Raw genomic sequence first — 21,388 nt, forward strand, 5'->3', positions numbered from 1 at the left:
GAGCCCGGTCATCACCGGCAAGAATCCGCCGATCCCTCCTCGCCCATTCCCCGCCAACCCCCATCCCAGAGCCATCCACCCATCTGGCACGCCGTCTGCAATGTGACTGCACCCGGCCGGCGCGCCCCCTCGCCCGTCCGGACCATTCCAAGAACAAGCACAACAAAGACGGAGATACGCCATGACCCTGAGCAAACGCCTCGGCCTGTTCGCCGCTGCCGCCGCCCTGACTGCCAGCACCGCCAGCCTCGCCGCGCCGACCTTCATCAACGTCCTCACCGGTGGCACCAGCGGGGTGTACTACCCGGTGGGCGTGGCGCTGTCGCAGGTGTACAGCACCGGCATCGACGGCTCGAAGACCTCGGTGCAGGCCACCAAGGCCTCGGTGGAGAACCTCAACCTGCTGCAGGCCGGGCGCGGCGAGCTGGGCTTCTCGCTGGCCGACTCGGTGGATGATGCCTGGAAGGGCGTCGCGGACGCCGGCTTCAAGGCGCCGCTGACCAGGCTGCGCGCCATCGCCGGCACCTACCCGAACTACATCCAGATCGTCGCCAGCGCCGAATCCGGCATCAAGACCCTGGCGGACCTCAAGGGCAAGCGCATCTCGGTCGGTGCCGCCAAGTCCGGCACCGAGCTGAACGCGCGGGCCATCTTCAAGGCCGCCGGGCTGTCCTACGAGGACATGGGCAAGGTCGAGTTCCTGCCCTTCGCCGAGTCGGTGGAGCTGATCAAGAACCGCCAGCTGGACGCCACCCTGCAGTCCTCGGGCCTGGGCATGGCGGCGATCCGCGACCTGTCGTCGGTGATGCCGCTGAACTTCATCGGCGTGCCGGCGGAGGTGGTGGCGAAGATCGGCAGCCCGGCCTACCAGGCCAGGATGATTCCGGCCGGCACCTACGACGGCCAGAGCGAGGACGTGCCGACCGTGGCGATCACCAACATCCTGGTCACCCACGACAAGGTCTCCGACGAGGTGGCCTACCAGATGACCAAGCTGATGTTCGACAACCTCGGCCGGCTGGCCTCCTCGCACTCGGCGGCCAAGGACATCCAGCTGCAGACCGCCACGCAGAACCTGCCGATTCCGCTGCACCCGGGCGCCGAGCGCTTCTACAAGGAAGCCGGCGTGCTCCAGTAAGGCGCCGAGCCGGTCGGGGCGCCGCCAGCGGCGCTCCGCCGGTGCATGGCCGCGGGCCTTGCGCCCGCCGCCCGCCCGCAGAGGTGCCAGCAAAGCCAGCGTGAACGCTCGCGGCAGGTTTTGTTGGCGGCTCTCGTCCCTTCCGATTTCCCGCTCCGAGGTGTCCCCATGAGCGAAAGCCAAGGTCTGCACGCCAGCCCCGGCCAGTGGCCGAAGGCGCTGTTCACCGTCGCCCTGCTGTTCTCCATCTACCAGATCGTCACCGCCGCCTTCCATCCGGTGTCCAGCCAGGTGCTGCGCGCCGGCCACGTCGGCTTCCTGCTGCTGCTGGTGTTCCTCTGCTATCCGGCGCGCGGCAGCGCGCGGCCGTTCCAGCCGCTGGCCTGGCTGCTCGGCCTGGCCGGCATGGCCACCTTCGCCTACCAATGGCTGTTCGAGGCCGACCTGATCCAGCGCTCCGGCGAGCTGACCGGCGCCGACATGGCGGTCGGCGTGCTGCTGGTCGCCCTGGTGTTCGAGGCGGCGCGGCGGGTGATGGGCATCGCCCTGCCGATCATCTGCCTGCTGTTCCTCGCCTACGGCCTGTTCGGCGAGTACCTGCCGGGCGACCTGGCGCACCGTGGCTACGGCGTCGACCAGATCGTCAACCAGCTGGCGTTCGGCACCGAGGGCCTGTACGGCACGCCGACCTATGTGTCGGCCACCTACATCTTCCTGTTCATCCTGTTCGGCGCCTTCCTCGAGCAGGCCGGGATGATCAAGCTGTTCACCGACTTCGCCCTCGGCCTGTTCGGCCACAAGCTCGGCGGCCCGGCCAAGGTGTCGGTGGTGTCCTCGGCGCTGATGGGCACCATCACCGGCTCCGGGGTGGCCAACGTGGTGACCACCGGCCAGTTCACCATCCCGCTGATGAAGCGCTTCGGCTACCGCCCGGCGTTCGCCGGTGCGGTGGAGGCGACCGCCAGCATGGGCAGCCAGATCATGCCGCCGGTGATGGGCGCGGTGGCCTTCATCATGGCCGAGACCATCAACGTGCCCTACGTCGAGGTGGCCAAGGCGGCGCTGCTGCCGGCGCTGCTGTACTTCGGTTCGGTGTTCTGGATGGTCCACCTGGAGGCCAAGCGCGCCGACCTGCGCGGCCTGGCGAAGAGCGAGTGCCCGAACGCCTGGGCGGCGGTGAAGGAGCGCTGGTTCCTGCTGATCCCGCTGGTGGTGCTGGTCTGCCTGCTGTTCGCCGGGCGCACGCCGATGTTCTCCGGCATCGTCGGCCTGGCGCTGACCGCCATCGTCATCCTCGGCTCGGCGATCATCCTCAAGGTGTCCTCGTGGGGCCTGCGCATGGCCTTCTGGATCGCCCTCGGCATCCTCTGCGCCGGCTTCTTCAGCCTCGGCATCGGCGTGGTGTTCGCGGTGATCGGCCTGCTGGTGGCGGTGTGCTGGTTCGTCAAGGGCGGCCGCGACACCCTCACCCTGTGCCTGCACGCGCTGGTCGAGGGCGCCCGCCATGCGGTGCCGGTGGGCATCGCCTGCACCCTGGTTGGGGTGATCATCGGCGTGGTGTCGCTGACCGGCATCGCCACCACCTTCGCCGGCTACATCCTCGCCATCGGCCAGGACAACCTGTTCCTCTCGCTGCTGCTGACCATGCTGACCTGCCTGGTGCTGGGCATGGGCATCCCGACCATCCCCAACTACATCATCACCAGCGCCATCGCCGCGCCGGCACTGCTGGAGCTGGGCGTGCCGCTGATCGTCTCGCACATGTTCGTCTTCTACTTCGGCCTGATGGCCGACCTCACCCCGCCGGTGGCGCTGGCCGCCTTCGCCGCGGCGCCGATCGCCCGCGAGAGCGGCTTCAGGATCAGCCTGTGGGCGGTGCGCATCGCCGCGGCCGGCTTCGTCGTACCGTTCATGGCGGTCTACGATCCGGCGCTGATGCTGCAGGGCGACAGCTGGGCGGCGATCGCCTACATGCTGGTCAAGGCGGCGCTGGCGATCGCCCTGTGGGGCGCGGCCTTCACCGGCCACCTGCAGCGCGACCTGGCCGCCTGGGAGCGCCTGCTGGCCTTCGCCGCCGGGGTGGCGCTGATCCTCGCCCTGCCGCTCAGCGACGAGCTGGGCTTCGCCCTCGGCGGCCTGTTCCTCGCCCAGCACTGCTGGCGCGCGCGCCGCGCCCTGGCGGTGGCGGCGTGATCGGCCTGTGCCTGGGGCTGGCCGGCGCGGTGTGGGCGAGCCTGCCCGTGCCGGCCTTCACCCTGGCCTGGACCCACACCATCGAGAAGGTGCGCTGGGAGGAGGACTACCGCGTCACGCCCGAGGGACTGGTCCTCGGCGAGGCGCGGGTCAGGGGCAACGGCGCCGGCATGGAGATCCCCGACGGCGCCGTGCTGCAGGGCGGCAGCTGGCACTACCGCCGGCAGCTGCCGCCGCTGCAGCCGCTGCGCGTCGGGCGCACCCCCGAGGCGGGGGACTACCAGTTGTGTTTCGACGGCGGCTGCCGGGAACTGAGCCACTGGCTCGGCCCGCCCACGGCGCAGCGGCCGGCGCTGGAGTTGTGGAGTTGTGTGCAGGGATGAAGGCTCAGCCCTGCGCCCGCCAGAGGATCAGATAGCCCAGCCCCATCAGCAACCAGCCGCCCAGCGGATGAAACACCGTGCGCCACAGCCGGCTGTACGGATCGAAGCCGACGCCGTGGACGAAGCCGCTGCAGATGCCCCACATCACCAGCATCAGCAGGCCGTGGCTGTAGCGGCCCTCGGCGTCGAGCATGGCGGCGGGATGGATCAGCAGCACCAGCGCCAGCGGTGCGGCCAGCAGCAGGGAACCGGCGCGGCTGATGCCGCGCCGCAGCCAGGGACGGGGCTCAGCGGCCACCCGCATCGCCCTCGTCGAGGTTCTGGGTGGTTTCCAGCCACAGCGCGTTGACGATCCCGCAGCTGCAGGCCAGCAGCACGCCGAGGATCCAGGCGAAGTACCACATCTGTCGTTCTCCTTGGCCCCGGAGGGGCTCATCTCGCGGTGGCCGCGGCTTGATCCGCGAGCGGGTCGCGCACGAAGCCGCGGCTACCGTCATGGTTTCAGTACAGGCCGTGCGGGTTGGCCTCGATGGTCTTGTCGGTCAGTCGGCCCCACATGCGCAGGTAGCTCCACAGGGTGTAGGCAAGGATCAGCGGCACGAAGATGCCCGCCACCACCAGCATGATGCCCAGGGTCTTGCGGCTGGATACCGCGTCCCACACGGTCAGGCTCGACGCCGGGTCGAGCGTCGAGGGCAGCACGAAGGGGAACAGCGCGAAGCCGGCGGTGCAGATGGTGCCGACGATGGCCAGGCTGCTGCCGAGGAAGGCCACGCCGCCGCGGTTGAGCTGCGCCCCCAGCGCGGCGAGCAGCCCGCCGGCGATGCCCAGCAGGGGCGCGGCCTGGGTCAGCGGGTAGAGCTGGTAGTTGGCCAGCCAGCCGCTGTTGTCCAGGCTCACCTGCTTGTGCAGCGGGTTGAGCGCCGCGCCCAGGTCACTGAAGCCGCCGACCAGGCTGAAGCCCTGGATGCCGCTGACCAGCCAGCCGCCGGCGGCGACGAAGGTCAGCAGGAAAACCAGCGCGCACAGCCGGGTGGCCAGCCGCGAGCGCTGCTGCAGGTCGGCATCGGTGCGCAGCATCAGCCAGGCGCCGCCGTGGGCGCAGAGCATGCTCAGGCTGACCAGCCCGGCGAGCAGGGCGAACGGGTGCAGCAGGGCGAAGAACGAACCCTCGTAGGACGGCCGCATCAGCTCGTCGAGGCGGAACGGCAGGCCGAGGAACAGGTTGCCGAAGGCCACGCCGAACAGCAGCGCAGGCAGAGCGCCGCCGACGAACAGCGCCCAGTCCCAGGCGCTGCGCCACTGCTGGCTCTCCAGCTTGCTGCGGTAGTCGAAGCCCACCGGACGGCAGAACAGGCCGAACAGCACCAGCAGCATCGCCCAGTACAGTCCGGAGAAGGCGGTGGCGTAGACCATCGGCCAGGCGGCGAACAGCGCGCCGCCGGCGGTGATGAACCACACCTGGTTGCCGTCCCAGTGCGGGGCGATGGTGTTGATCGCCACCCGCCGCTCGTTGTCGGTGCGGCCGACGAAGGGCATCAGCGCCATGGCGCCCATGTCGAAGCCGTCGGTGAGGGCGAAGCCGATCAGCAGCACGCCGATCAGCACCCACCAGATGAGTTTCAGGGTTTCGTAGTCGAACATGGCTCTCTCCTCAGGCGTGGACCGGCTGGCCGGCGGCCTGCCCGCCGTGCGGGATGGGCAGCTCGGCGGCGACCGCCGGGCGCTCGAAGTGGTAGCGGCCGGTATGCAGGCTGGACGGGCCGAGACGGGCGAACCTGATCATCAGGTACATCTCCACCACCAGCAGCAGGCTGTAGAAGGCGATCAGGGCGATCAGCGAGCCCCACACGTCGCCGGTGCTCAGGCTGGAGGCCGACAGATGGGTCGGCAGCACCTCGCCGATCGACCACGGCTGGCGACCGTGCTCGGCCACGTACCAGCCGGTCTGCGCGGCGATCCACGGCAGCGGCAGGCTGAGCAGCGCCCACCTGAGCAGCCAGGGCTTGGACTCCTCGTTCTTGCGCGCCGAGGCCCAGAAGGCGCAGGCGAACAGCGCCAGCATCAGGAAACCGGAGGCGACCATGGCGCGGAAGCTCCAGAACAGGCTGAACACGTGGGGAATGGTGTCCCTGGCGGCCAGCCGGATCTGCTCGTCGCTGGCATCGACCACGTTGGCGGTGTACTTCTTCAGCAGCAGGCCGTAGCCGAGGTCGTGCTTGACCGCCTCGAAGGCGGCGATGGTCGCGCTGCTCTGGTCACCCGCGCGCAGCTGCTCGAGCAGTGCGTAGGCGGTCATGCCGTTGCGGATGCGCGCCTCGTGCTCGACGATCAGGTCCTTGATGCCCTTGACCTCCTCGTCCAGCGAGCGGGTGGCGATCAGGCCCAGCGCCCAGGGAATCTTCACCGCGTAGTCGGTGCGCATCTCCTCCTGGTTGGGCAGGCCGAACAGGGTGAAGCCAGCCGGTGCCGGGTGGGTTTCCCACTCGGCCTCGATGGCGGCCAGCTTGGTCTTCTGCACGTCGCCGATCTCGTAGCCCGACTCGTCGCCGAGGATGATCACCGAGAGGATCGAGGCCAGGCCGAAGGCCGAGGCGATGGCGAACGAGCGGCGGGCGAAGCCCAGGTCGCGCTTGTTCAGCAGGTAGTAGCTGGAGATCGCCAGCACGAAGATCGCCCCGGTGACGTAGCCGGCCGCCACGGTGTGCACGAACTTGACCTGCGCCACCGGGTTGAAGATCAGCGCGCCGAAGTCGACCAGCTCCATGCGCATGGTCTGGTAGTTGAACTCGGCGCCGACCGGGTTCTGCATCCAGCCGTTGGCGATCAGGATCCACAGCGCCGACAGGTTGGAGCCCAGCGCCACCAGCCAGGTCACCGCCAGGTGCTGCACCTTCGACAGCCGGTCCCAGCCGAAGAAGAACAGGCCGATGAAGGTGGACTCGAGGAAGAACGCCATCAGGCCTTCGATGGCCAGCGGCGCGCCGAAGATGTCGCCGACGTAGTGGCTGTAGTAGGCCCAGTTGGTGCCGAACTGGAACTCCATGGTCAGCCCGGTGGTGACGCCGAGGGCGAAGTTGATGCCGAACAGCTTGCCCCAGAACTTGACCATGTCCTGGTAGACCTGTTTGCCGGTCATCACGTAGACCGACTCCATGATCGCCAGCAGGAAGGCCAGCCCGAGCGTCAATGGCACGAACAGGAAGTGGTACATCGCGGTCATGGCGAATTGCAGACGCGACAGGTCGACGACGGCTTCCGAGATCATCTCGGCTCCTCCTCGGTGAGTGACAAAGACGGTGGCGCGCCGTGGCCCAGCAGGTGCCGGCCGACCCGCTCGCTGCCGTTCTCCGGCACGGTCGGCGCACCGAACCAGAGGGCGCGGATGGTCAGCAGGATGGCCAGCTTGAGCAGCAGGATGACGGCGAGTTCGCGCACCAGGGGGATGCGCCAGGGCGAAGAACGGGGAGGTGACGACATGCGGGGGACTCCGGGCTTCATTCGGCGGCTGACGGCGGATGTGGGCGGGGTTCCAGGCTGACGGCGATGCGGCAGCGTACGGACGGTCGCGGATTGTTGTTGGCGGGGAGGGCCCCCGGGCGACCTGAAAAAAGCCCCCCCTCGCAGGCGAGGGGGGGAGAGGGACAGACAACCACTGGGTGGTTGCAGCTGGTTGACCCGAGCCTAGTCGTGGAACCCCTAAGCTCCGGCTCGAGACAGGGCCAGTGTCGTGCCGGCGGCCGGCGTCCTCAACTGCGACAGCCTGCCACAGTGCAGCGCCGCCCCGGCGTGGTTGCGGCGGTCGGCGGGAGCGACGGCGCAGCCGTGGCAGGTTGTCGCAGGTTCACACCTTCAGCCAGCGGCGGAAGCCGGCGCCGCTGCGGGTGCCCAGCGGGCACCAGGCGAAGTCCCAGGGGGTCGGCGGCAGCTCTTCCAGTTCGACGGCCATCGGCCGGCATGCCGGACGCGCGCTGCGCTTCCAGTCGAACACCGGCGCGGCCGAGCCCTGCCAGGCCAGCACCACGCCGAGGGCCTCGCTGTGGTCGCTGACCACCCAGCGGGCGGCGGCGGCGATCATCAGCGTCTCGATGTGCTCCTCGTCGATGCGGAAGCGGTAGTCGGATTCCAGCAGCCAGCGGCAGACCTGCAGGTGGAAGGTCCAGTCGAGGATGACCTGGCGGCGGTAGGCCCAGGTCATGAACGTGCGGAAGATCCGGGTGCCGTCCGGCGGGTCGAGCTTGAGCAGCGCCGGGCAGACGTCGAACAGGGTGTGCCAGTAGGGCAGCAGGCGGGCGTCGAGGTGCACGAAGCTGCGGGCATTGCCGGGGTAGTCGGGAAAGGGTTGCACGGCCGGGCGCTTGCCGGCTGCACGGGCGATTTTTTCCATGGTGGCGAATCCTGAAAACCGTATGGGCCGACCGCGGGCGCGGTCGGATGTCGAGGGGTAACGACGGCGGCTTTCAGGGCGCGCGCGGGTTCAGCGGCGGCCAGCAGTGGCGCGGGGGAGCCTTGCAGCGTCTTTCGCGCGGCAGGCGCACGGCGTCCGGGCCGCGCCGCCGGAGCAGCCAGCTCAGGCAGAACAGCAGCGCCAGGGCGAGGGTGGCGGGATTGCACAGGGGGCAGTTGAACGGCTGCGGCGCCTCGTCGCTGGCGGGCAGGCCGCCTGCCGGAGCGTCGCCGTCGTCGGTCTGGCAGAAGGCGCCCGGCCCGAGCAGCAGCTCGAGGCCGACATGGCTGGCATGGTGGTAGCTGCAGACGAGCGCGTTGAGCAGTATGCCCAGGCACAGCGCCAGGGTCGCGAGCCAGCGGTTGTCAGCGGAGCGGAGCATGCGGGGGCTCAGCGGAACAGCTTTTTCCACAGGCCCGACAGCAGCGAGCCGCTATCGATCTTCTGCACGTAGGGGACGTAGTCCCGGTCCTCCTGTTTGACGTGGTTGATCAGCCACAGGCCGATGAAGATCCGCACCTGCTCGGCGAGCTTCAGCGGGTCGCAGCCGGCCTCCAGCTGGCGAAGGTACTTGTTGGCCCGGCTCTTGAAACTCTCGTGGACCTTGTGGTGCGCATCGAGCATCGGGTAGCGCGCCTTGGCCATGAGGCTTTCCTCGAAGGTGTTGTGGGAAATGGCGTAGCTCACCAACCCGTTGACGATCACCTCGATGCCTTGCGGATTGCCGCTGGCGATGACGGTGGCGAGTTCGTCGAAGTAGGCGAAGAGCCGCTTGTGCTGCTCGTCGATCACGGCGATGCCGATCTTGTAGTCGTCCGACCAGGAAAGGCTCAGGCTGTCCATGCGAATTCGTCAACTCCTTGTAGGTAACACGGAAAAGCGCTCGCGGCAGGTTACCGTTGCGTTACGGCACTCCCGGCGCGGGCGGATGTTAGCCGATAAGCCGCTGCAGAGCATGGGCAGCGGAGAATTGCACGGCCTCGCCGGGCGCTCAGGGCAGTGGGCGGGGATTGCGCCAGCGCTCGCCGGCCAGCAGCCGGTCGAACAGCTGCGGGTCCGACCACTCGGCGCGGATCTGCGTCGAGAAGCGGATCTGCGCCAGCTCGAAGGCCCCCATGCGCGGATTGAACGCATCCGCGCGGAAGCACTGCGCGTAGCCGCTCTCGGTCTCGTGGACGATCACCGAGTGCAGGCGCACGTCGCCTTCGCCGTTGGCCGTCTCGGTCTGCGCCAGCAGCGCATCGACCAGGCGGAAGATCACCCGCGCCAGCTGCTCGGCGCTCGGCGACACCGGCAGGGCGATCCAGCGCTCGGAGAAGCGCTGGCAGCTGGCGATGTACTCGGGGTCGTCGCCGTCCCAGAAGCTCAGCGCGTGGTCGAAGGCGTCGATCAGCTCGCGCACGCCGCCCTTGAGCAGGCCGAAGTCGTAGACCATCTGCCCGTGGTCGAGGGCATGCGCCTCCAGCAGCAGCTCGACGCGATAGGAATGGCCGTGCAGCGAGCGCGCGCAGCGACGGCTGGTGCAGCCGCGCACGATGTGCGCGTTCTCGAAGCGGAACAGCTTGCGGATCAGCATGGCTGGGCGTGCTCGCGGCCGGGCATGCGCGCCTCGGCGCTGAGGCGTTCGACCAGCTCCGCCAGCGCCAGGCTGCCGAGGTTGTCGCCGGCGCGGCTGCGCAGGGTGACGCGGTCCTCGGCCTTCTCCTGTTCGCCGATCACCAGCAGGTAGGGCACCTTCTGCAGGGTGGCTTCGCGGATCTTGTAGCCGATCTTCTCGTTGCGCAGGTCGGCGCTAGCGCGCAGGCCGGCGCGCCTGAGCGCGGCCAGCACCTGGCGGGCGTAGTCGTTCTGCCCTTCGGAGATGGTCAGCACGGAGGCCTGCTGCGGTGCCAGCCACAGCGGGAACAGGCCGCTGTAGTGTTCGATGAGGATGCCGGTGAAGCGCTCCAGCGAGCCGAACAGGGCGCGGTGCAGCATCACCGGGCGCTCGCGCTCGCCCTGTTCGTTGACGTAGCTGATGTCGAAGCGCTCCGGCAGGTTGAGGTCGACCTGCAGGGTGCCGCACTGCCAGTCGCGACCGATGGCGTCGCGCAGCACGAACTCCAGCTTGGGCCCGTAGAAGGCGCCTTCGCCGGGGTTGAGCTGATAGGCGATGCCCATGCGTTGCAGGGCGCCGGACAGCGCGCCTTCCAGCTGGTCCCAGGTCGCGTCGCTGCCGATGCGGTTGGCCGGGCGGGTGGACAGCTTGACCGCCACCTCATCGAAGCCGAAGTCGCGGTAGATGGCGAACACCAGGGCGATGGTGTCGGCGCATTCCTGCTCCATCTGCGCGGTGGTGCAGAAGATGTGCGCGTCGTCCTGGGTGAAGTGGCGCACGCGCAGCAGGCCGTGCAGCGCGCCGGACGGCTCGTAGCGGTGCACCTTGCCGAACTCGGCCATGCGCAGCGGCAGGTCGCGGTAGCTCTTCAGGCCGCGGGCGTAGAGCGCCACCGCGCCGGGGCAGTTCATCGGCTTGAGGGCGAACACCCGCTCGTCCTCGGTGCTGGTGGTGAACATGTTGTCGCGGTAGTTGAACCAGTGCCCGGAGGTTTCCCACAGGCTGCGGTCCATCACGTCCGGGGTGTTGACCTCGACATAACCGGCGGCGTCCTGCTGCTGGCGCATGTACTGGATCAGCTGCTGGAACAGGGTCCAGCCCTTGGGATGCCAGAACACCGAGCCGGGCGCGCAGTCGTCGAAGTGGAACAGGTCGAGCTGGCTGCCGAGCTTGCGGTGGTCGCGCTTGCCGGCTTCCTCCAGGCGGGTGAGGTAGGCCTTGAGTTCCTTGGCGCTGGCCCAGCAGGTGCCGTAGATGCGCTGCAGCGCGGCATTCCTGGCGTCGCCGCGCCAGTAGGCGCCGGCCACCTTGGTCAGCTTGAAGGCCTGCAGGTGGCCGGTGCGCGGGATGTGCGGGCCGCGGCAGAGATCCTCGAAATCGCCTTGGCGATACAGCGACAGCACCTCGCCTGAGGGGATGTCGCGGATCAGCTCGGCCTTGTAGTGCTCGCCCTGGGCCGCGAAGTGGTCGATGGCGGCCTCGCGCGGCAGCTCGCGGCGGCTGACCGGCAGGTCGGCGGCGGCCAGTTCGTGCATGCGCGCCTCGATGCGGGCGAGGTCGTCGGGGGTGAAGGGCCGCTCGTAGGCGAAGTCGTAGTAGAAGCCGTCGTCGATCACCGGGCCGATGGTCACCTGGGCGCTCGGGTACAGCTCCTTGACCGCCATGGCCAGCAGGTGCGCGCAGGAGTGGCGCAGCAGCTCGAGGCCCTCGGGATCGCGGGCGGTGATCAGGCTGAGGCTGACGTCGTGCTCGATCAGCGCGCTGGTGTCCACCAGGCGGCCGTCGAGGCGGCCGGCCAGGGCGGCCTTGGCCAGGCCGGGGCCGATATCGGCGGCCACCTCGGCCACGCTGAGGTGCTGGGAATAGTGACGCTGGCTGCCGTCGGGCAGGGTGATGCTGGGCATGTCGGTTCTCGGAGTCACGGTCAATGAATGGCTCAGCCGCGGCTGAAGCGCAGGGGCAGCCCCTGGCAGTCTTCTTGTATCCGGCCCCGATGCCAGGCCAACTGGCCGGAGACCAGGGTGGTGCGCACCGCGTGGCGGAAGCTGCGGCCCTGGAACGGCGTCCAGCCGCAGTGGGGGAGGATCGGATCGCTGTCCACCGGGCGCGGTTCGCTCAGGCGCTCGATCAGGTTCAGGTCGGCCCAGTAGCCCTCGCGCAGGTAGCCGCGCTGCTCGATGCAGAAGCGCTCGGCCACCGCGTGACTGGTCTTCTCCACCAGGGTGGTCAGCGGCAGCAGGCCGTCGGCGACCAGTTCGAGCAGCGCCGGCAGGGCGTGCTGGACCAGCGGCAGGCCGGACGGCGCCTGCAGGTAGGGGCGCTGTTTCTCCTCCAGAGTGTGCGGCGCGTGGTCGGTGCCGATGATGTCCAGCCGGCCGCAGAGCAGTGCCTGGCGCAGGGCATCGCGGTCGGCCGTGCTCTTGATCGCCGGGTTGCACTTGATCAGGTGGCCGAGGGCGGCGTAGTCGCGCTCGTCGAAGTACAGGTGGTGGGCGCAGACCTCGGCGGTGATCCGCTTGCCGGCCAGCGGGCCGGGCTGGAACAGGCTCAGCTCGCGGGCACTGGTGATGTGCAGGACATGCAGTTGCGTGGCGTAGCGCTGCGCTAGGCTCACCGCCAGGCTGGACGAGCGGTAGCAGGCCTCGGCGTCGCGGATCAGCGGGTGCTGGTCGGCGGGAATCGCGTCGCCGTAGCGAGCGTGCCACTGCTGCTCGCGTTCGCGGATGCGCGGGGTGTCCTCGCAGTGGGCGAGCAGCACGGTCGGGCAGTCGCGGAATAGCCGCTCCAGCGAGGGCAGGTCGTCGACCAGCATGTTGCCGGTGCTGGCGCCCATGAACACCTTCACCGCCGCCACGCGGCTGGGGTCCAGCGCGGCCACGGTGTCGAGGTTCTCGTGGCTGACGCCGAAGTGGAAGCCGTAGTTGGCCAGCGAGCAGCTGGCCGCGCGCTGCTCCTTGGCCGCCAGCGCTTCCAGCGTCAGGGTCGGCGGGTTGGTGTTGGGCATGTCCATCACGCTGGTGATGCCGCCGGCCACCGCCGCGCGGGACTCCGTGGCGAAGCTGCCCTTGTGCGGCGCGCCGGGGTCGCGGAAGTGCACCTGGTCGTCGATCATCCCCGGCAGCAGGTACTGCCCGGCGGCGTCGATCTCGACCTCGGCGTTGCTGCCGTCGATGCTGCCGGCGATCTTTTCGATGCGGCCGTTGCGCACCAGCAGGTCGGCGTCGAACTCGCGGCCTTCGTTGATCAGGCGGGCATTGCGGATCAGCAGGCTGCTCATGCTCAGAACTCGTTCTGCAGGGCCTTGTAGCCGCGCACCAGGTCGATGTTGGTATGCGCCACGTCTTCCGAGAACTCGCTGGCCGACACGCTCACGCGCGGCAGGCTGGCCAGGTCGGTCTTCGGTCCGATGCGCTGGGTGGAGGTGACGTGGAAGCCGGCCGGCAGGTCGCAGCCGTCCACCACCGCGTTGTGCCGCACCACGCAGCCGTCGCCGACGCTGCAGTTGAACAGCACGCTGTTGAAGCCGATGAACACCCGATTACCGACCTGGCAGGGGCCGTGGATGATCGAGCGGTGGGCGATGGAGCTGTGCTCGCCGATGGTCACCGCCGCGCCGGATTTGGAGTGGATCACCACGCCGTCCTGGATATTGGAGTTGGCGCCGATGACGATCGGCTGCATGTCGCCGCTCGCGTCCACCTCGTCGGCGCGGATCACCGCGTAGGGCCCGACGAAGACGTTGTCCTGGATGATCACCTTGCCGCAGATGATCGCGGTCTTGTCGACGTAGGCGGACTCGGCGATCACTGGCAGGTGGCCGGAAGGGTTCTTGCGGATCATGGTCGTTCCTTGGGCGAGGGTTCGGGCACCGGGTCGTAACCGCCCGGATGCCAGGGGTGGCAGCGCAACAGCCGGCACAGGGTCAGCCAGCTGCCGCGCAGGGCGCCGTGGCGCTGCAGCGCCTCGATGGTGTAGTGCGAGCAGCTCGGCTGGAAGCGGCAGCGCGGGCCCAGCAGCGGGCTGATCAGGTACTGATAGGCGCGCACCAGGCCGAGCAGCAGGCGTTTCATTGCAGCACGCTGATCACGCTCATCCGGCCGTCGCGGATGGCGTTGTAGAAGCAGTTGGGCCGCCCGGTGTGGCAGGCCGGCCCCTGCTGCTCGACGAGCAGCAGCACGGCGTCGCCGTCGCAGTCCAGGCGCGCCTCAATCAGGCGCTGGCGGTGGCCGCTGGTCTCGCCCTTGCGCCACAGTTGCCGGCGCGAGCGCGACCAGTAGCAGACCTGGCCGCTGGCGAGGGTTTCTTCCAGGGCGGCGCGGTTCATCCAGGCCAGCATCAGCACCTCGCCGCTGCCCTGCTGCTGGGCGATGGCGGCGATCAGGCCGTCGCCATTCCAGGGGATGGCGTCCAGTACCTCGGCCAGCGGGCGGCTGTCGCCGAGTCCGGCCTGTTCCAGCTCCAGCCACAGGCTCATGGCTTGAGCGCTGCCAGCAGGGTGTCGAGGTTGTGCTGGTACATGCCCAGATAGGTGCTGGCCGGGCCGCTGGCGGCCAGGGCGTCGGAGTAGAGGGTGCCGCCGACGCGGGCGCCGGCCTCCTCGGCGATCTGCTGGATCAGCCGCGGATCGCGGATGTTCTCGACGAACACGGCGCGCACCCCTTCCGTGCGCAGCTGGCGGATCAGTGCGGCCACTTCGGCGGCCGAGGGCTCGTCATGGGTGGATAGCCCCTGGGGAGCGATGAACCGCAGTTGCCAGGCCTGGCCCAGGTAGCCGAAGGCGTCGTGGCTGGTCACCACCTTGCGCTGGCTGGCCGGCAGGCTGGCCATGCGCGCGTTGGCCTGCTTGAGCAAGGCGTGCAGCTTCGCCAGGTAGGCGTCGCGATTGGCGGCGTAGGCTTTGGCGTGGGCCGGGTCCAGCTCGCTCAGCGCCTGGGCGATGTTGCGCACGTAAAGCTCGGCGTTGCTCAGGCTCTGCCAGGCGTGCGGGTCGGCGACCTTCTCGCCGTCTTCCTCCAGCCACAGCGGCAGCACGCCGCGGCTGGCGTCGATGCGCTGGCCGCGGGCTTCGCTGCTGGCCAGCAGGCGCTCCAGCCAGGGCTCGAAGCCCAGGCCGTTGGCGATGATCAGATCGGCCTTGAGCAGGGTGCGGACATTGTCCGGGCTGGGCTCGAAGACATGGGCGTCCTCGTCGGGGCCGGCCAAGTTGCTCAGTTCGATGTGCTCGCCACCGATCTCGCGGGTCAGGTCGGCGAGGATGCTGAAGCTGGTGACCACCTGCGGCTTGTCGGCGGCATGCAGCGACAGCGGCAGGAGCAGGGTGAGAGCGACAAGCAGGGCGCGCATGGCGGTGTTCCTCAGGTTGCAGTGGGTAGCGGAGCAGGACGCCAGAGGCCGTGAACCGGACCGGCGATCACCGACAGCAGGTAGGCCAGGCCGGCCAGCAGGACGATGCACGGGCCGCTGGGCAGATTGGCGTGGTAGGACAGCAGCAGGCCGAGCCAGACGCTGGCGGCGCCGATCGCCGCGGCGAGCAGCAGCAGGTGCGCCAGGCGACGACTCCAGAAGCGTGCGGCGGCGGCCGGCAGCATCATCAGGCCGACCACCATCAGCGCGCCGATGGCCTGGAAGCCCATCACCAGGTTGAGCACCACCAGGCCGAGGAACAGGCCATGCACCAGCGGGCCGCTGCGGCTGAGGTTGCGCAGGAACAGGGGGTCGAAGCTGTCCAGCAGCAGCGGGCGGTAGATCAGGACCAGCAGGCCGAGGCTGGCGCCGGCCACCCACAGCATGGCCTGCAGGGTGGGCGCATCCACCGCCAGGGCCGAGCCAAACAACAGGTGCATGAGGTCCAGCTTGCGCCCGGCCAGCCCGAGCAGCAGCACGCCGCTGGCCAGCGAGATCGGGTAGATGGCGGCCAGGCTGGTGTCTTCGCCCAGCCCGGTGCGGCGGGCGACCCAGGCCGACAGGGTGGCCATGCCCAGACCGGCGGCCAGACCGCCCAGGGTCAGTGCCGGCAGGCTCAGGCCGAACAGCCAGAAGCCCAGCGCCGCGCCGGGCAGGATGCCGTGGGCGATGGCGTCGCCGATCAGGCTCATGCGCCGCAGCATGAGGAACACCCCCAGCGGCGCGGCGCTGCAGGCTAGGGCCATGCCGCCGAGCAGGGCGCGGCGCATGAAGGCGAACTCGGCGAAGGGCTGCCACAGCGCATCGATCATCAGGCGACCTGCCCCAGGCGTCGTTCTGCCAACTGTGCGATGGGTGCGAGGATGCAGCCCTGCGCCGAGACCAGCAGGGCATTGTCCAGGAGCTCGCTGAGGTGACTGACGGCATGACTGACCACCAGCAGGGTGCGACCTTCGGCCTGCCATTGCCGGGTCCTTGCCCAGAACAGGGCCTGGCTGCCCTCATCGAGGGCCGCTTCCGGCTCGTCCAGCAGCAGGACGCGGGCGCTGGTGAGGTCGAGACGCGCCAGCAGCGCGCGCTGCAGCTGGCCGCCGGACAGCGCCTCCAGCGGCAGCTCCTGCAAATGCGCCAGCTGCCAGGTGTGCAGTGCCTGTTCCAGACGCTCCTGGCGTTGCGTGCGATTGTCGGAGCTCTTCCACAGCCCGGCGCTCACCAGTTCGCGCAGACTGATCGGGAACTGCCGGTCGAAGGCCTGCTGCTGGACGAGAACGGCGATGCCGCCCAGGCGCGGCACATCCACCTGCACGCGCCCGGCCAGCGGCGCCTGCCAGCCGGCGATGACCTTGAGCAGGCTGCTCTTGCCGCAGCCGTTGTGGCCGATGACGCCGGTCAGGCTGCCGGCGGCCAGGTGCAGGTCCAGCGGTGGCGTCAGCGGCCGGCCGGGCGGCCCCCATTGCAGGGACTGGCAGTGGATCATGGCTGCCCGTCCCAGCGGCTGTGTGCCACCGCATCGTGGGCGTGCAGGCTCTCGGCGTGGATCACCTCCAACGCGAAGCCCTGCACGCCGTTTTGCTGGCGCAGCGCCTGATGCAGGCGGCGGGCGGCATCCTCGCAGAACATCAGGTTCTGGCCGTTGGCCAGGGCGAAGGCCTGCTCGTCGGCGCGCTTGACCGCGGTCTGCAGGGCGGTGCCGAGGGCCGCTTCGGCGGCATCCAGCAGCCGGCGCACCGGCAGGGTCTCGAGGGCCGGGTCGAGGCGCAGCTGCAGACGTGCCTCGCTGCGCTGGCTGTGCGGGGTGGCGAGAATGCCGCTGGAGCTGCCGATCCAGGCGAGGACATCGGCATGGTCGAGCGGTTTGCCGGCGAAATCCTCGACGAACTGCTGCTGGATCAGCTGCCGGGCGAGGGCCGCCGAGCAGGGGCAGGTGGAGGAGTAGCCCAGCGTCAGGCGCAGTTCCACGTGGAGCCCCGCGTCATCCAGGCTGGCAGCGAGCGCCAGCGGATAGCCCTTCCAGCCGGCCAGTGGACTGACCAGCGCCGGGCGCTTGAGCAGCAGTTCGCCGCGCAGCTCGAACCAGGCGCGCCGGGAAAGGCCCTCGTGGCTGGCGAGGAACTGGCGCAGCACGTTCTGCACGGCCGACAGGGTCAGCTCACGCTGTTCCAGGGCCTCCAGCGCCAGGTACAGGCGCGACATGTGTATGCCCCGCGCGCCGGCATCGTCCAGGCTGACCCCGGCATCCACTCGACAATCCAGCGGCTTGCCGTCGAATAGCACGGGCAGGGCGATCTGCTGCATGCCGACGAAGTCCAGGGTCGGCTGCGCCTGGACGCTGGTCTGGGCGGCGATATCGGGAAGGCTGAGAGCGGTCATCGGATTTCCAGGGTGGCTTCGGCTCGTAAATGTTATGTTATAACAAATTAGAGACAACCCTGACGAGTAACCGACGACCATGCTCAGCGAATCCGAACTGCTGGCCATGCCGGCCAGCGACTACATGAACGAGGCGCAGCAGGCGTTCTTCCGCCAGCGCCTGCTCGACCAGCGCAGCGAGCTGCAGCAGCGTATCGGCGACGAATTCGGCGTGTTGCGCGAACTGGAGCCGGTCAGCGATCCGGCCGACCTCGGCAGCGCCGAGGAGCAGCGCCAGTGGCAACTGCGCCTGCTGGAGCGCGAGAAGAAGCTGCTCGACAAGATCGACGAGGCGCTTGAGCGCCTGGCCCGTCACGAGTACGGCTGGTGCAGCGAGACCGGCGAGCCGATCGGCCTGCGCCGCCTGCTGCTGCGCCCCACCGCGACCCTGTGCATCGAGGCCAAGGAGCGTCAGGAACAACGCGAGCGCCATCTCCGTGATACGCGAGGAACCCCCAATGGATAACCGTCTCCCCGTCACCGTGCTGTCCGGCTTCCTGGGCGCCGGCAAGAGCACCCTGCTCAACCACGTGCTGAAGAACCGCGAGGGCCTGCGGGTCGCGGTGATCGTCAACGACATGAGCGAGGTGAACATCGACGCCGCCGCCGTGCAGCAGGGCGTCAGCCTCAGCCGCGGCGAGGAGAAGCTGGTGGAGATGAGCAACGGCTGCATCTGCTGCACCCTGCGGGAGGACCTGCTCGAGGAAGTCGCCCGCCTGGCCGGCGAGGGGCGCTTCGACTACCTGCTGATCGAGTCGACCGGCATCGCCGAGCCGCTGCCGGTGGCCGAGACCTTCACCTTCCGCGACGAGCAGGGGCGCAGCCTGTCCGACCTGGCGCGCCTCGACACCCTGGTCACCGTGGTTGACGGGGTGAATTTCATGCGCGACCTGCAGGCCGCCGAGGCGCTGGGCGAGCGCGGCGAAAGCCTTGGCGAGGACGACGAACGTTCGGTCACCGACCTGCTGATCGACCAGGTGGAGTTTGCCGACGTGATTTTGGTCAGCAAGATCGACCTGATCTCCAGCGCCGAGCGCGAGGAGTTGCTGGCCATCCTCGCGCGCCTCAACCCGCAGGCCGAGGTGCTGCCGATGGTCATGGGCCAGGTCGAGCTTGGCCGAATTCTGAATACCGGTCGATTCGACTTCGAGCGCGCCGCCCAGGCACCCGGCTGGCTCAAGGAGATGCGTGGCGAGCACGTGCCCGAGACCGAGGAATACGGCATCGCCTCGACCGCCTACCAGGCGCGCCGGCCCTTCCATCCCGGGCGCTTCTTCGCCTTCCTCAACCGCCCCTGGGACAACGGCCGGCTGTTGCGCTCCAAGGGCTGGTTCTGGCTGGCCAGCAAGTACCAGGACGCGGGCAACTGGTCGCAGGCCGGCGGCCTGATGCGCCATGGCTATGCCGGGCGCTGGTGGCGGTTCGTGCCCAAGGCCCAGTGGCCGCAGGATGAGGACGGGCTGCGCGCGGTGATGGCCAAGTGGGACCCCGCCGTCGGCGACTGCCGCCAGGAGCTGGTGTTCATCGGCCAGCACATCGATTTCGAGCGCCTGCACGCCGGGCTGGATGCCTGCCTGCTCGACGATGCCGAGATGGCCCTCGGCAAGGACGGCTGGCAGGCGCTGGAGGATCCCTTCGGCGCCTGGGTGGAAGTCGAGGAGAACGCCTGATGGCGGAATTCCAGCTGGTTCCCTGGCCGCGCCAACTGTGCGGCGACGATGCCGAGGTGCTCGCCGAGGTGCTGCACGACGGCATCAACCTGGCGATCTGGCAGCGCGAACTGAACCCCGAGCTGGCCGGCTTCGCCGCCGCCCTGCTGGCGCGCGGCACGCCGCTGGCCGACTCGCTGAGCATCGAGCTGGGTGACGACGACGGCGACGAACCTGAGCTGAGCGGTCTGGCCGGCGAATGCGCCGAGCTGCCCGGGTATGCCGCCTTCGTCGCCGATGTCGCCTGGCTGGTGCGCGCCTATGCCTGCCTGCTCGAGGCGCGCCGGGTCGGTGTGCGCCTGCGCGTGCTGGACAAGGCGATGTGCCCGCGCTTCCACGTCGACCGCGTGCCGCTGCGTCTGGTCACCACCTATGCCGGGCCGGGCAGCCAGTGGCTGGCCGAGGGCGACCTGCCGCGCCACCGGCTCGCCGATCCCTCCTGCGCACCGGACGAGGTGGCGGTGCGCAGCATGGAACCCGGCCACGTCGCGCTGCTCAAGGGCGAGCGCTGGGAGGGCAACGAACATACCGCCATCGTCCACCGCTCGCCCATGCTGGCCGCGGGTGAGCGGCGTCTGCTGCTCACCCTCGACTGGCTGGAGTGATTCAGGGCGTGCGCCACTGCCCGGCGCTCTGCTGCTCGCAGAACGGCTTGAGGATGCGCGCGTCGCTGGCCACGCCGTAGTAGTAGATGTCCTGGCGGTAGGCGGCGTTGCCGGCCTGGGCGCCGCTGCACACGCCGTAGGCGCCTTCCGGGCACTGCTCGACGAACTCCACACGGATTTCCTGATCCTTCAGCTTGGGCTGGCAGAAGCCGTCGCGGAACAGGCCCTTGGGGATGCTGACGTTCTGCTGGCAGAGCTGCACGGCCACTCCCTTGCCCTGGCTGTGCACCACGCAGGCCTCGGCCAGCGCCGGCAACGGCAGGACGGCGAGCAGGATGGGCAGGATCTGGCGCATGGTCGGGCTCCGGGAGGCTGGGCGCGCGCAGTTTACCCGGCGTCGGCCGCGCTGGCGCGGGCGGCCATCGCGCTTTGCCGGCAATCCGGCGAGAATGACTCTCCGATGATCTTGTCCACAGGCCTGCACAGCTTTTCCCCAGGCTTATCCACAGGCGACCCATGCTCAAGCACATTCCCACCCATCTGATCGCCGGCCCGCTCGGCGCCGGCAAGACCACCCTGATCCGCGAGCTGCTGGCGCAGAAGCCGGAGGACGAGCGCTGGGCGATCCTGATCAACGAGTTCGGCCAGGTCGGCCTGGATGCCGCCCTGCTGACCACCGGCGAGGACGGCATCGCCCTCGGCGAGGTGGCCGGTGGCTGCCTGTGCTGCGTCAACGGCGCGCCCTTCCAGGTCGGCCTCGGCCGCCTGCTGCGCCAGGCGCGCCCGGACCGCCTGCTGATCGAGCCGTCCGGCCTCGGCCATCCGGCCGAGCTGCTGCGCCAGCTGCAGGATGAACCGTGGCGCGAGGTGCTCGCCGTGCAGCCCAGTGTGGTGGTGCTGGATGCCGCCGCCTTGGCCGCCGGTCGCCCGCTGCCGGCGGCGCAGCAGGCCGCGCTGGGCGCGGCCGGGCTGCTGCTGCTGAACAAGAGCGAGAGCCTCGACGCCACCGCCCGCGCCCTGCTCGCCGCCCAGCTGCCGGCGCGGCCGCTGCTGTGGACCAGCCAGGGCCGTCTGCCGCTCAGCGAGCTGCCGGGCATCGGTACGCACGCGCAGCCGGGTAGCGAAGAGAGCAAGTTGCCCACAGGCGCGGGCAGCCTGCCGGCACTGTGGAGCGACCCGACGCTGCCGATCTGCCAGATCCATGCAGAAGCTGGCGGCTGGAGCGTCGGCTGGCGCTGGCACCCGAGCCAGCGTTTCGACCGCGACCAGGTCGCGCAGTGGCTGGCCGCCCTGCCCTGGCGGCGCGCCAAGCTGGTGCTGCACGGCAAGGACGACGGCTGGCACAGCGCCAACGCGCTGGACGGCGCAGCGCTGGTATGGCGCGCCAGCGAGTGGCGCAGGGACTCGCGGCTGGAGCTGATCTTCGCCGAAGCGCAGGATGCCGCGGCGCTGCAGGCGGGGCTGGCGGCCTGCCGGGTGGCCTGAAACGAAAAAGGCGCCCTGC

The 21,388-nt window shown here is 69.3% G+C and carries 26 protein-coding genes; 7 read left to right on the plus strand and 19 right to left on the minus strand.

Annotation, left to right across the window (positions count from 1 at the left end):
- Positions 1-181 precede the first annotated feature (181 nt).
- From RA210_RS04045 to RA210_RS04055, 3 genes are all read left to right on the plus strand, one after another.
- On the plus strand, positions 182-1,138 hold the full coding sequence (locus RA210_RS04045) for a TAXI family TRAP transporter solute-binding subunit (protein ID WP_201485479.1): 957 nt from the start codon (positions 182-184) through the stop codon (positions 1,136-1,138).
- 168 nt (positions 1,139-1,306) lie between these two features.
- Complete coding sequence (locus RA210_RS04050; RefSeq protein WP_201485480.1) at positions 1,307-3,331, plus strand: TRAP transporter permease; 2,025 nt, start codon at positions 1,307-1,309, stop codon at positions 3,329-3,331.
- Positions 3,328-3,714 carry a DUF1850 domain-containing protein gene (locus RA210_RS04055; RefSeq protein WP_201485481.1) on the plus strand — a complete coding sequence of 129 codons (387 nt, stop codon included), beginning with the start codon at positions 3,328-3,330 and terminating at the stop codon, positions 3,712-3,714. Before RA210_RS04050 ends, RA210_RS04055 begins: the two co-directional genes overlap by 4 nt.
- A 4-nt stretch (positions 3,715-3,718) precedes the next feature.
- On the opposite strand, the gene RA210_RS04060 is transcribed toward RA210_RS04055, so the two are convergent.
- From RA210_RS04060 to folE2, 18 genes are all read right to left on the minus strand, one after another.
- Positions 3,719-4,018, minus strand: coding sequence for a cyd operon YbgE family protein (locus RA210_RS04060; RefSeq protein WP_201485482.1), 300 nt, complete (start codon positions 4,016-4,018; stop codon positions 3,719-3,721).
- Positions 4,002-4,118: a cytochrome bd-I oxidase subunit CydX gene (gene cydX, locus RA210_RS04065; RefSeq protein WP_201485483.1), complete on the minus strand. Its 117-nt coding sequence runs from the start codon at positions 4,116-4,118 to the stop codon at positions 4,002-4,004. Before cydX ends, RA210_RS04060 begins: the two co-directional genes overlap by 17 nt.
- A gap of 97 nt (positions 4,119-4,215) precedes the next feature.
- Positions 4,216-5,358, minus strand: a complete 1,143-nt coding sequence (gene cydB, locus RA210_RS04070; RefSeq protein ID WP_201485484.1) for a cytochrome d ubiquinol oxidase subunit II — start codon at positions 5,356-5,358, stop codon at positions 4,216-4,218.
- Between the two features lie 10 nt (positions 5,359-5,368).
- Positions 5,369-6,982 carry a cytochrome ubiquinol oxidase subunit I gene (locus tag RA210_RS04075; protein WP_201485485.1) on the minus strand — a complete coding sequence of 538 codons (1,614 nt, stop codon included), beginning with the start codon at positions 6,980-6,982 and terminating at the stop codon, positions 5,369-5,371.
- Positions 6,979-7,194, minus strand: coding sequence for a cytochrome oxidase putative small subunit CydP (gene cydP, locus RA210_RS04080; RefSeq protein WP_136491084.1), 216 nt, complete (start codon positions 7,192-7,194; stop codon positions 6,979-6,981). The genes RA210_RS04075 and cydP overlap by 4 nt, the downstream gene beginning before the upstream one ends.
- 364 nt (positions 7,195-7,558) lie before the next feature.
- Positions 7,559-8,101: a putative natural product biosynthesis protein gene (locus RA210_RS04085; protein WP_201485486.1), complete on the minus strand. Its 543-nt coding sequence runs from the start codon at positions 8,099-8,101 to the stop codon at positions 7,559-7,561.
- A 73-nt stretch (positions 8,102-8,174) separates the two neighbouring features.
- Positions 8,175-8,543, minus strand: a complete 369-nt coding sequence (locus RA210_RS04090; protein ID WP_201485487.1) for a DUF2946 family protein — start codon at positions 8,541-8,543, stop codon at positions 8,175-8,177.
- An 8-nt stretch (positions 8,544-8,551) separates the two neighbouring features.
- On the minus strand, positions 8,552-9,004 hold the full coding sequence (locus RA210_RS04095; RefSeq protein WP_201485488.1) for a bacteriohemerythrin: 453 nt from the start codon (positions 9,002-9,004) through the stop codon (positions 8,552-8,554).
- 148 nt (positions 9,005-9,152) lie between these two features.
- A complete protein-coding gene (locus RA210_RS04100) occupies positions 9,153-9,737 on the minus strand; it encodes a 6-pyruvoyl trahydropterin synthase family protein (RefSeq protein WP_201485489.1) in 585 nt (194 codons plus the stop codon).
- Positions 9,731-11,662 (minus strand): threonine--tRNA ligase, encoded by a 1,932-nt coding sequence (gene thrS, locus RA210_RS04105; RefSeq protein WP_201485490.1) that lies wholly within the window; start codon positions 11,660-11,662, stop codon positions 9,731-9,733. The genes RA210_RS04100 and thrS overlap by 7 nt, the downstream gene beginning before the upstream one ends.
- A gap of 32 nt (positions 11,663-11,694) precedes the next feature.
- The gene (locus RA210_RS04110; protein WP_201485491.1) at positions 11,695-13,035 is read right to left on the minus strand and encodes a dihydroorotase; all 1,341 of its coding nucleotides are present in this window, start codon (positions 13,033-13,035) and stop codon (positions 11,695-11,697) included.
- Between the two features lie 2 nt (positions 13,036-13,037).
- Positions 13,038-13,598 carry a gamma carbonic anhydrase family protein gene (locus RA210_RS04115; RefSeq protein ID WP_201485492.1) on the minus strand — a complete coding sequence of 187 codons (561 nt, stop codon included), beginning with the start codon at positions 13,596-13,598 and terminating at the stop codon, positions 13,038-13,040.
- Complete coding sequence (gene yidD / locus RA210_RS04120) at positions 13,595-13,828, minus strand: membrane protein insertion efficiency factor YidD (RefSeq protein WP_201485493.1); 234 nt, start codon at positions 13,826-13,828, stop codon at positions 13,595-13,597. Before yidD ends, RA210_RS04115 begins: the two co-directional genes overlap by 4 nt.
- A complete protein-coding gene (hisI, locus tag RA210_RS04125) occupies positions 13,825-14,232 on the minus strand; it encodes a phosphoribosyl-AMP cyclohydrolase (RefSeq protein WP_201485494.1) in 408 nt (135 codons plus the stop codon). The genes yidD and hisI overlap by 4 nt, the downstream gene beginning before the upstream one ends.
- Complete coding sequence (locus RA210_RS04130; protein WP_201485495.1) at positions 14,229-15,101, minus strand: metal ABC transporter substrate-binding protein; 873 nt, start codon at positions 15,099-15,101, stop codon at positions 14,229-14,231. Before RA210_RS04130 ends, hisI begins: the two co-directional genes overlap by 4 nt.
- Positions 15,102-15,112: 11 nt before the next feature.
- On the minus strand, positions 15,113-15,973 hold the full coding sequence (locus RA210_RS04135; protein WP_201485496.1) for a metal ABC transporter permease: 861 nt from the start codon (positions 15,971-15,973) through the stop codon (positions 15,113-15,115).
- Positions 15,973-16,638, minus strand: a complete 666-nt coding sequence (locus RA210_RS04140) for a metal ABC transporter ATP-binding protein (protein WP_201485497.1) — start codon at positions 16,636-16,638, stop codon at positions 15,973-15,975. The genes RA210_RS04135 and RA210_RS04140 overlap by 1 nt, the downstream gene beginning before the upstream one ends.
- Entirely contained in the window at positions 16,635-17,531 is an 897-nt protein-coding gene (gene folE2, locus RA210_RS04145) for a GTP cyclohydrolase FolE2 (RefSeq protein ID WP_201485498.1), read from the minus strand. The genes RA210_RS04140 and folE2 overlap by 4 nt, the downstream gene beginning before the upstream one ends.
- Positions 17,532-17,610: 79 nt before the next feature.
- Between folE2 and dksA the strand changes: the two genes are divergently transcribed.
- From dksA to RA210_RS04160, 3 genes are read left to right on the plus strand one after another with little or no spacing between them, the layout of a single operon-like run.
- Positions 17,611-18,036 carry an RNA polymerase-binding protein DksA gene (gene dksA, locus RA210_RS04150; RefSeq protein WP_201485499.1) on the plus strand — a complete coding sequence of 142 codons (426 nt, stop codon included), beginning with the start codon at positions 17,611-17,613 and terminating at the stop codon, positions 18,034-18,036.
- Positions 18,029-19,240 (plus strand): zinc metallochaperone GTPase ZigA, encoded by a 1,212-nt coding sequence (gene zigA, locus RA210_RS04155; RefSeq protein ID WP_201485500.1) that lies wholly within the window; start codon positions 18,029-18,031, stop codon positions 19,238-19,240. Before dksA ends, zigA begins: the two co-directional genes overlap by 8 nt.
- Positions 19,240-19,884: a DUF1826 domain-containing protein gene (locus tag RA210_RS04160; RefSeq protein ID WP_201485501.1), complete on the plus strand. Its 645-nt coding sequence runs from the start codon at positions 19,240-19,242 to the stop codon at positions 19,882-19,884. Before zigA ends, RA210_RS04160 begins: the two co-directional genes overlap by 1 nt.
- Before the next feature lies 1 nt (position 19,885).
- On the opposite strand, the gene RA210_RS04165 is transcribed toward RA210_RS04160, so the two are convergent.
- On the minus strand, positions 19,886-20,239 hold the full coding sequence (locus RA210_RS04165; protein ID WP_201485502.1) for an NADH:ubiquinone oxidoreductase: 354 nt from the start codon (positions 20,237-20,239) through the stop codon (positions 19,886-19,888).
- A 161-nt stretch (positions 20,240-20,400) separates the two neighbouring features.
- On the opposite strand from RA210_RS04165, the gene RA210_RS04170 reads away from it, so the two are divergent.
- Positions 20,401-21,369, plus strand: coding sequence for a CobW family GTP-binding protein (locus tag RA210_RS04170; RefSeq protein WP_201485503.1), 969 nt, complete (start codon positions 20,401-20,403; stop codon positions 21,367-21,369).
- The last annotated feature ends 19 nt before the right edge of the window (positions 21,370-21,388 follow it).

The organism is Pseudomonas sp. OF001 (assembly GCF_904426495.1).
In the GTDB taxonomy this organism is placed as follows: domain Bacteria; phylum Pseudomonadota; class Gammaproteobacteria; order Pseudomonadales; family Pseudomonadaceae; genus Geopseudomonas.

What these genes read in the sequence shown, in the direction of transcription:
- RA210_RS04100 (WP_201485489.1), bottom strand. Translation starts at nt 9,737, where the DNA reads ATGCTGATCCGCAAGCTGTTCCGCTTCGAGAACGCGCACATCGTGCGC.
- RA210_RS04095 (WP_201485488.1), bottom strand. Translation starts at nt 9,004, where the DNA reads ATGGACAGCCTGAGCCTTTCCTGGTCGGACGACTACAAGATCGGCATC.
- RA210_RS04045 (WP_201485479.1), top strand. Translation starts at nt 182, where the DNA reads ATGACCCTGAGCAAACGCCTCGGCCTGTTCGCCGCTGCCGCCGCCCTG.
- cydB (WP_201485484.1), bottom strand. Translation starts at nt 5,358, where the DNA reads ATGTTCGACTACGAAACCCTGAAACTCATCTGGTGGGTGCTGATCGGC.
- RA210_RS04060 (WP_201485482.1), bottom strand. Translation starts at nt 4,018, where the DNA reads ATGCGGGTGGCCGCTGAGCCCCGTCCCTGGCTGCGGCGCGGCATCAGC.
- RA210_RS04130 (WP_201485495.1), bottom strand. Translation starts at nt 15,101, where the DNA reads ATGCGCGCCCTGCTTGTCGCTCTCACCCTGCTCCTGCCGCTGTCGCTG.
- RA210_RS04170 (WP_201485503.1), top strand. Translation starts at nt 20,401, where the DNA reads ATGCTCAAGCACATTCCCACCCATCTGATCGCCGGCCCGCTCGGCGCC.
- RA210_RS04140 (WP_201485497.1), bottom strand. Translation starts at nt 16,638, where the DNA reads ATGATCCACTGCCAGTCCCTGCAATGGGGGCCGCCCGGCCGGCCGCTG.
- RA210_RS04110 (WP_201485491.1), bottom strand. Translation starts at nt 13,035, where the DNA reads ATGAGCAGCCTGCTGATCCGCAATGCCCGCCTGATCAACGAAGGCCGC.
- RA210_RS04050 (WP_201485480.1), top strand. Translation starts at nt 1,307, where the DNA reads ATGAGCGAAAGCCAAGGTCTGCACGCCAGCCCCGGCCAGTGGCCGAAG.
- RA210_RS04085 (WP_201485486.1), bottom strand. Translation starts at nt 8,101, where the DNA reads ATGGAAAAAATCGCCCGTGCAGCCGGCAAGCGCCCGGCCGTGCAACCC.
- cydX (WP_201485483.1), bottom strand. Translation starts at nt 4,118, where the DNA reads ATGTGGTACTTCGCCTGGATCCTCGGCGTGCTGCTGGCCTGCAGCTGC.
- cydP (WP_136491084.1), bottom strand. Translation starts at nt 7,194, where the DNA reads ATGTCGTCACCTCCCCGTTCTTCGCCCTGGCGCATCCCCCTGGTGCGC.
- RA210_RS04160 (WP_201485501.1), top strand. Translation starts at nt 19,240, where the DNA reads ATGGCGGAATTCCAGCTGGTTCCCTGGCCGCGCCAACTGTGCGGCGAC.
- thrS (WP_201485490.1), bottom strand. Translation starts at nt 11,662, where the DNA reads ATGCCCAGCATCACCCTGCCCGACGGCAGCCAGCGTCACTATTCCCAG.
- hisI (WP_201485494.1), bottom strand. Translation starts at nt 14,232, where the DNA reads ATGAGCCTGTGGCTGGAGCTGGAACAGGCCGGACTCGGCGACAGCCGC.
- yidD (WP_201485493.1), bottom strand. Translation starts at nt 13,828, where the DNA reads ATGAAACGCCTGCTGCTCGGCCTGGTGCGCGCCTATCAGTACCTGATC.
- RA210_RS04135 (WP_201485496.1), bottom strand. Translation starts at nt 15,973, where the DNA reads ATGATCGATGCGCTGTGGCAGCCCTTCGCCGAGTTCGCCTTCATGCGC.
- RA210_RS04115 (WP_201485492.1), bottom strand. Translation starts at nt 13,598, where the DNA reads ATGATCCGCAAGAACCCTTCCGGCCACCTGCCAGTGATCGCCGAGTCC.
- zigA (WP_201485500.1), top strand. Translation starts at nt 18,029, where the DNA reads ATGGATAACCGTCTCCCCGTCACCGTGCTGTCCGGCTTCCTGGGCGCC.
- RA210_RS04165 (WP_201485502.1), bottom strand. Translation starts at nt 20,239, where the DNA reads ATGCGCCAGATCCTGCCCATCCTGCTCGCCGTCCTGCCGTTGCCGGCG.
- RA210_RS04090 (WP_201485487.1), bottom strand. Translation starts at nt 8,543, where the DNA reads ATGCTCCGCTCCGCTGACAACCGCTGGCTCGCGACCCTGGCGCTGTGC.
- dksA (WP_201485499.1), top strand. Translation starts at nt 17,611, where the DNA reads ATGCTCAGCGAATCCGAACTGCTGGCCATGCCGGCCAGCGACTACATG.
- RA210_RS04075 (WP_201485485.1), bottom strand. Translation starts at nt 6,982, where the DNA reads ATGATCTCGGAAGCCGTCGTCGACCTGTCGCGTCTGCAATTCGCCATG.
- folE2 (WP_201485498.1), bottom strand. Translation starts at nt 17,531, where the DNA reads ATGACCGCTCTCAGCCTTCCCGATATCGCCGCCCAGACCAGCGTCCAG.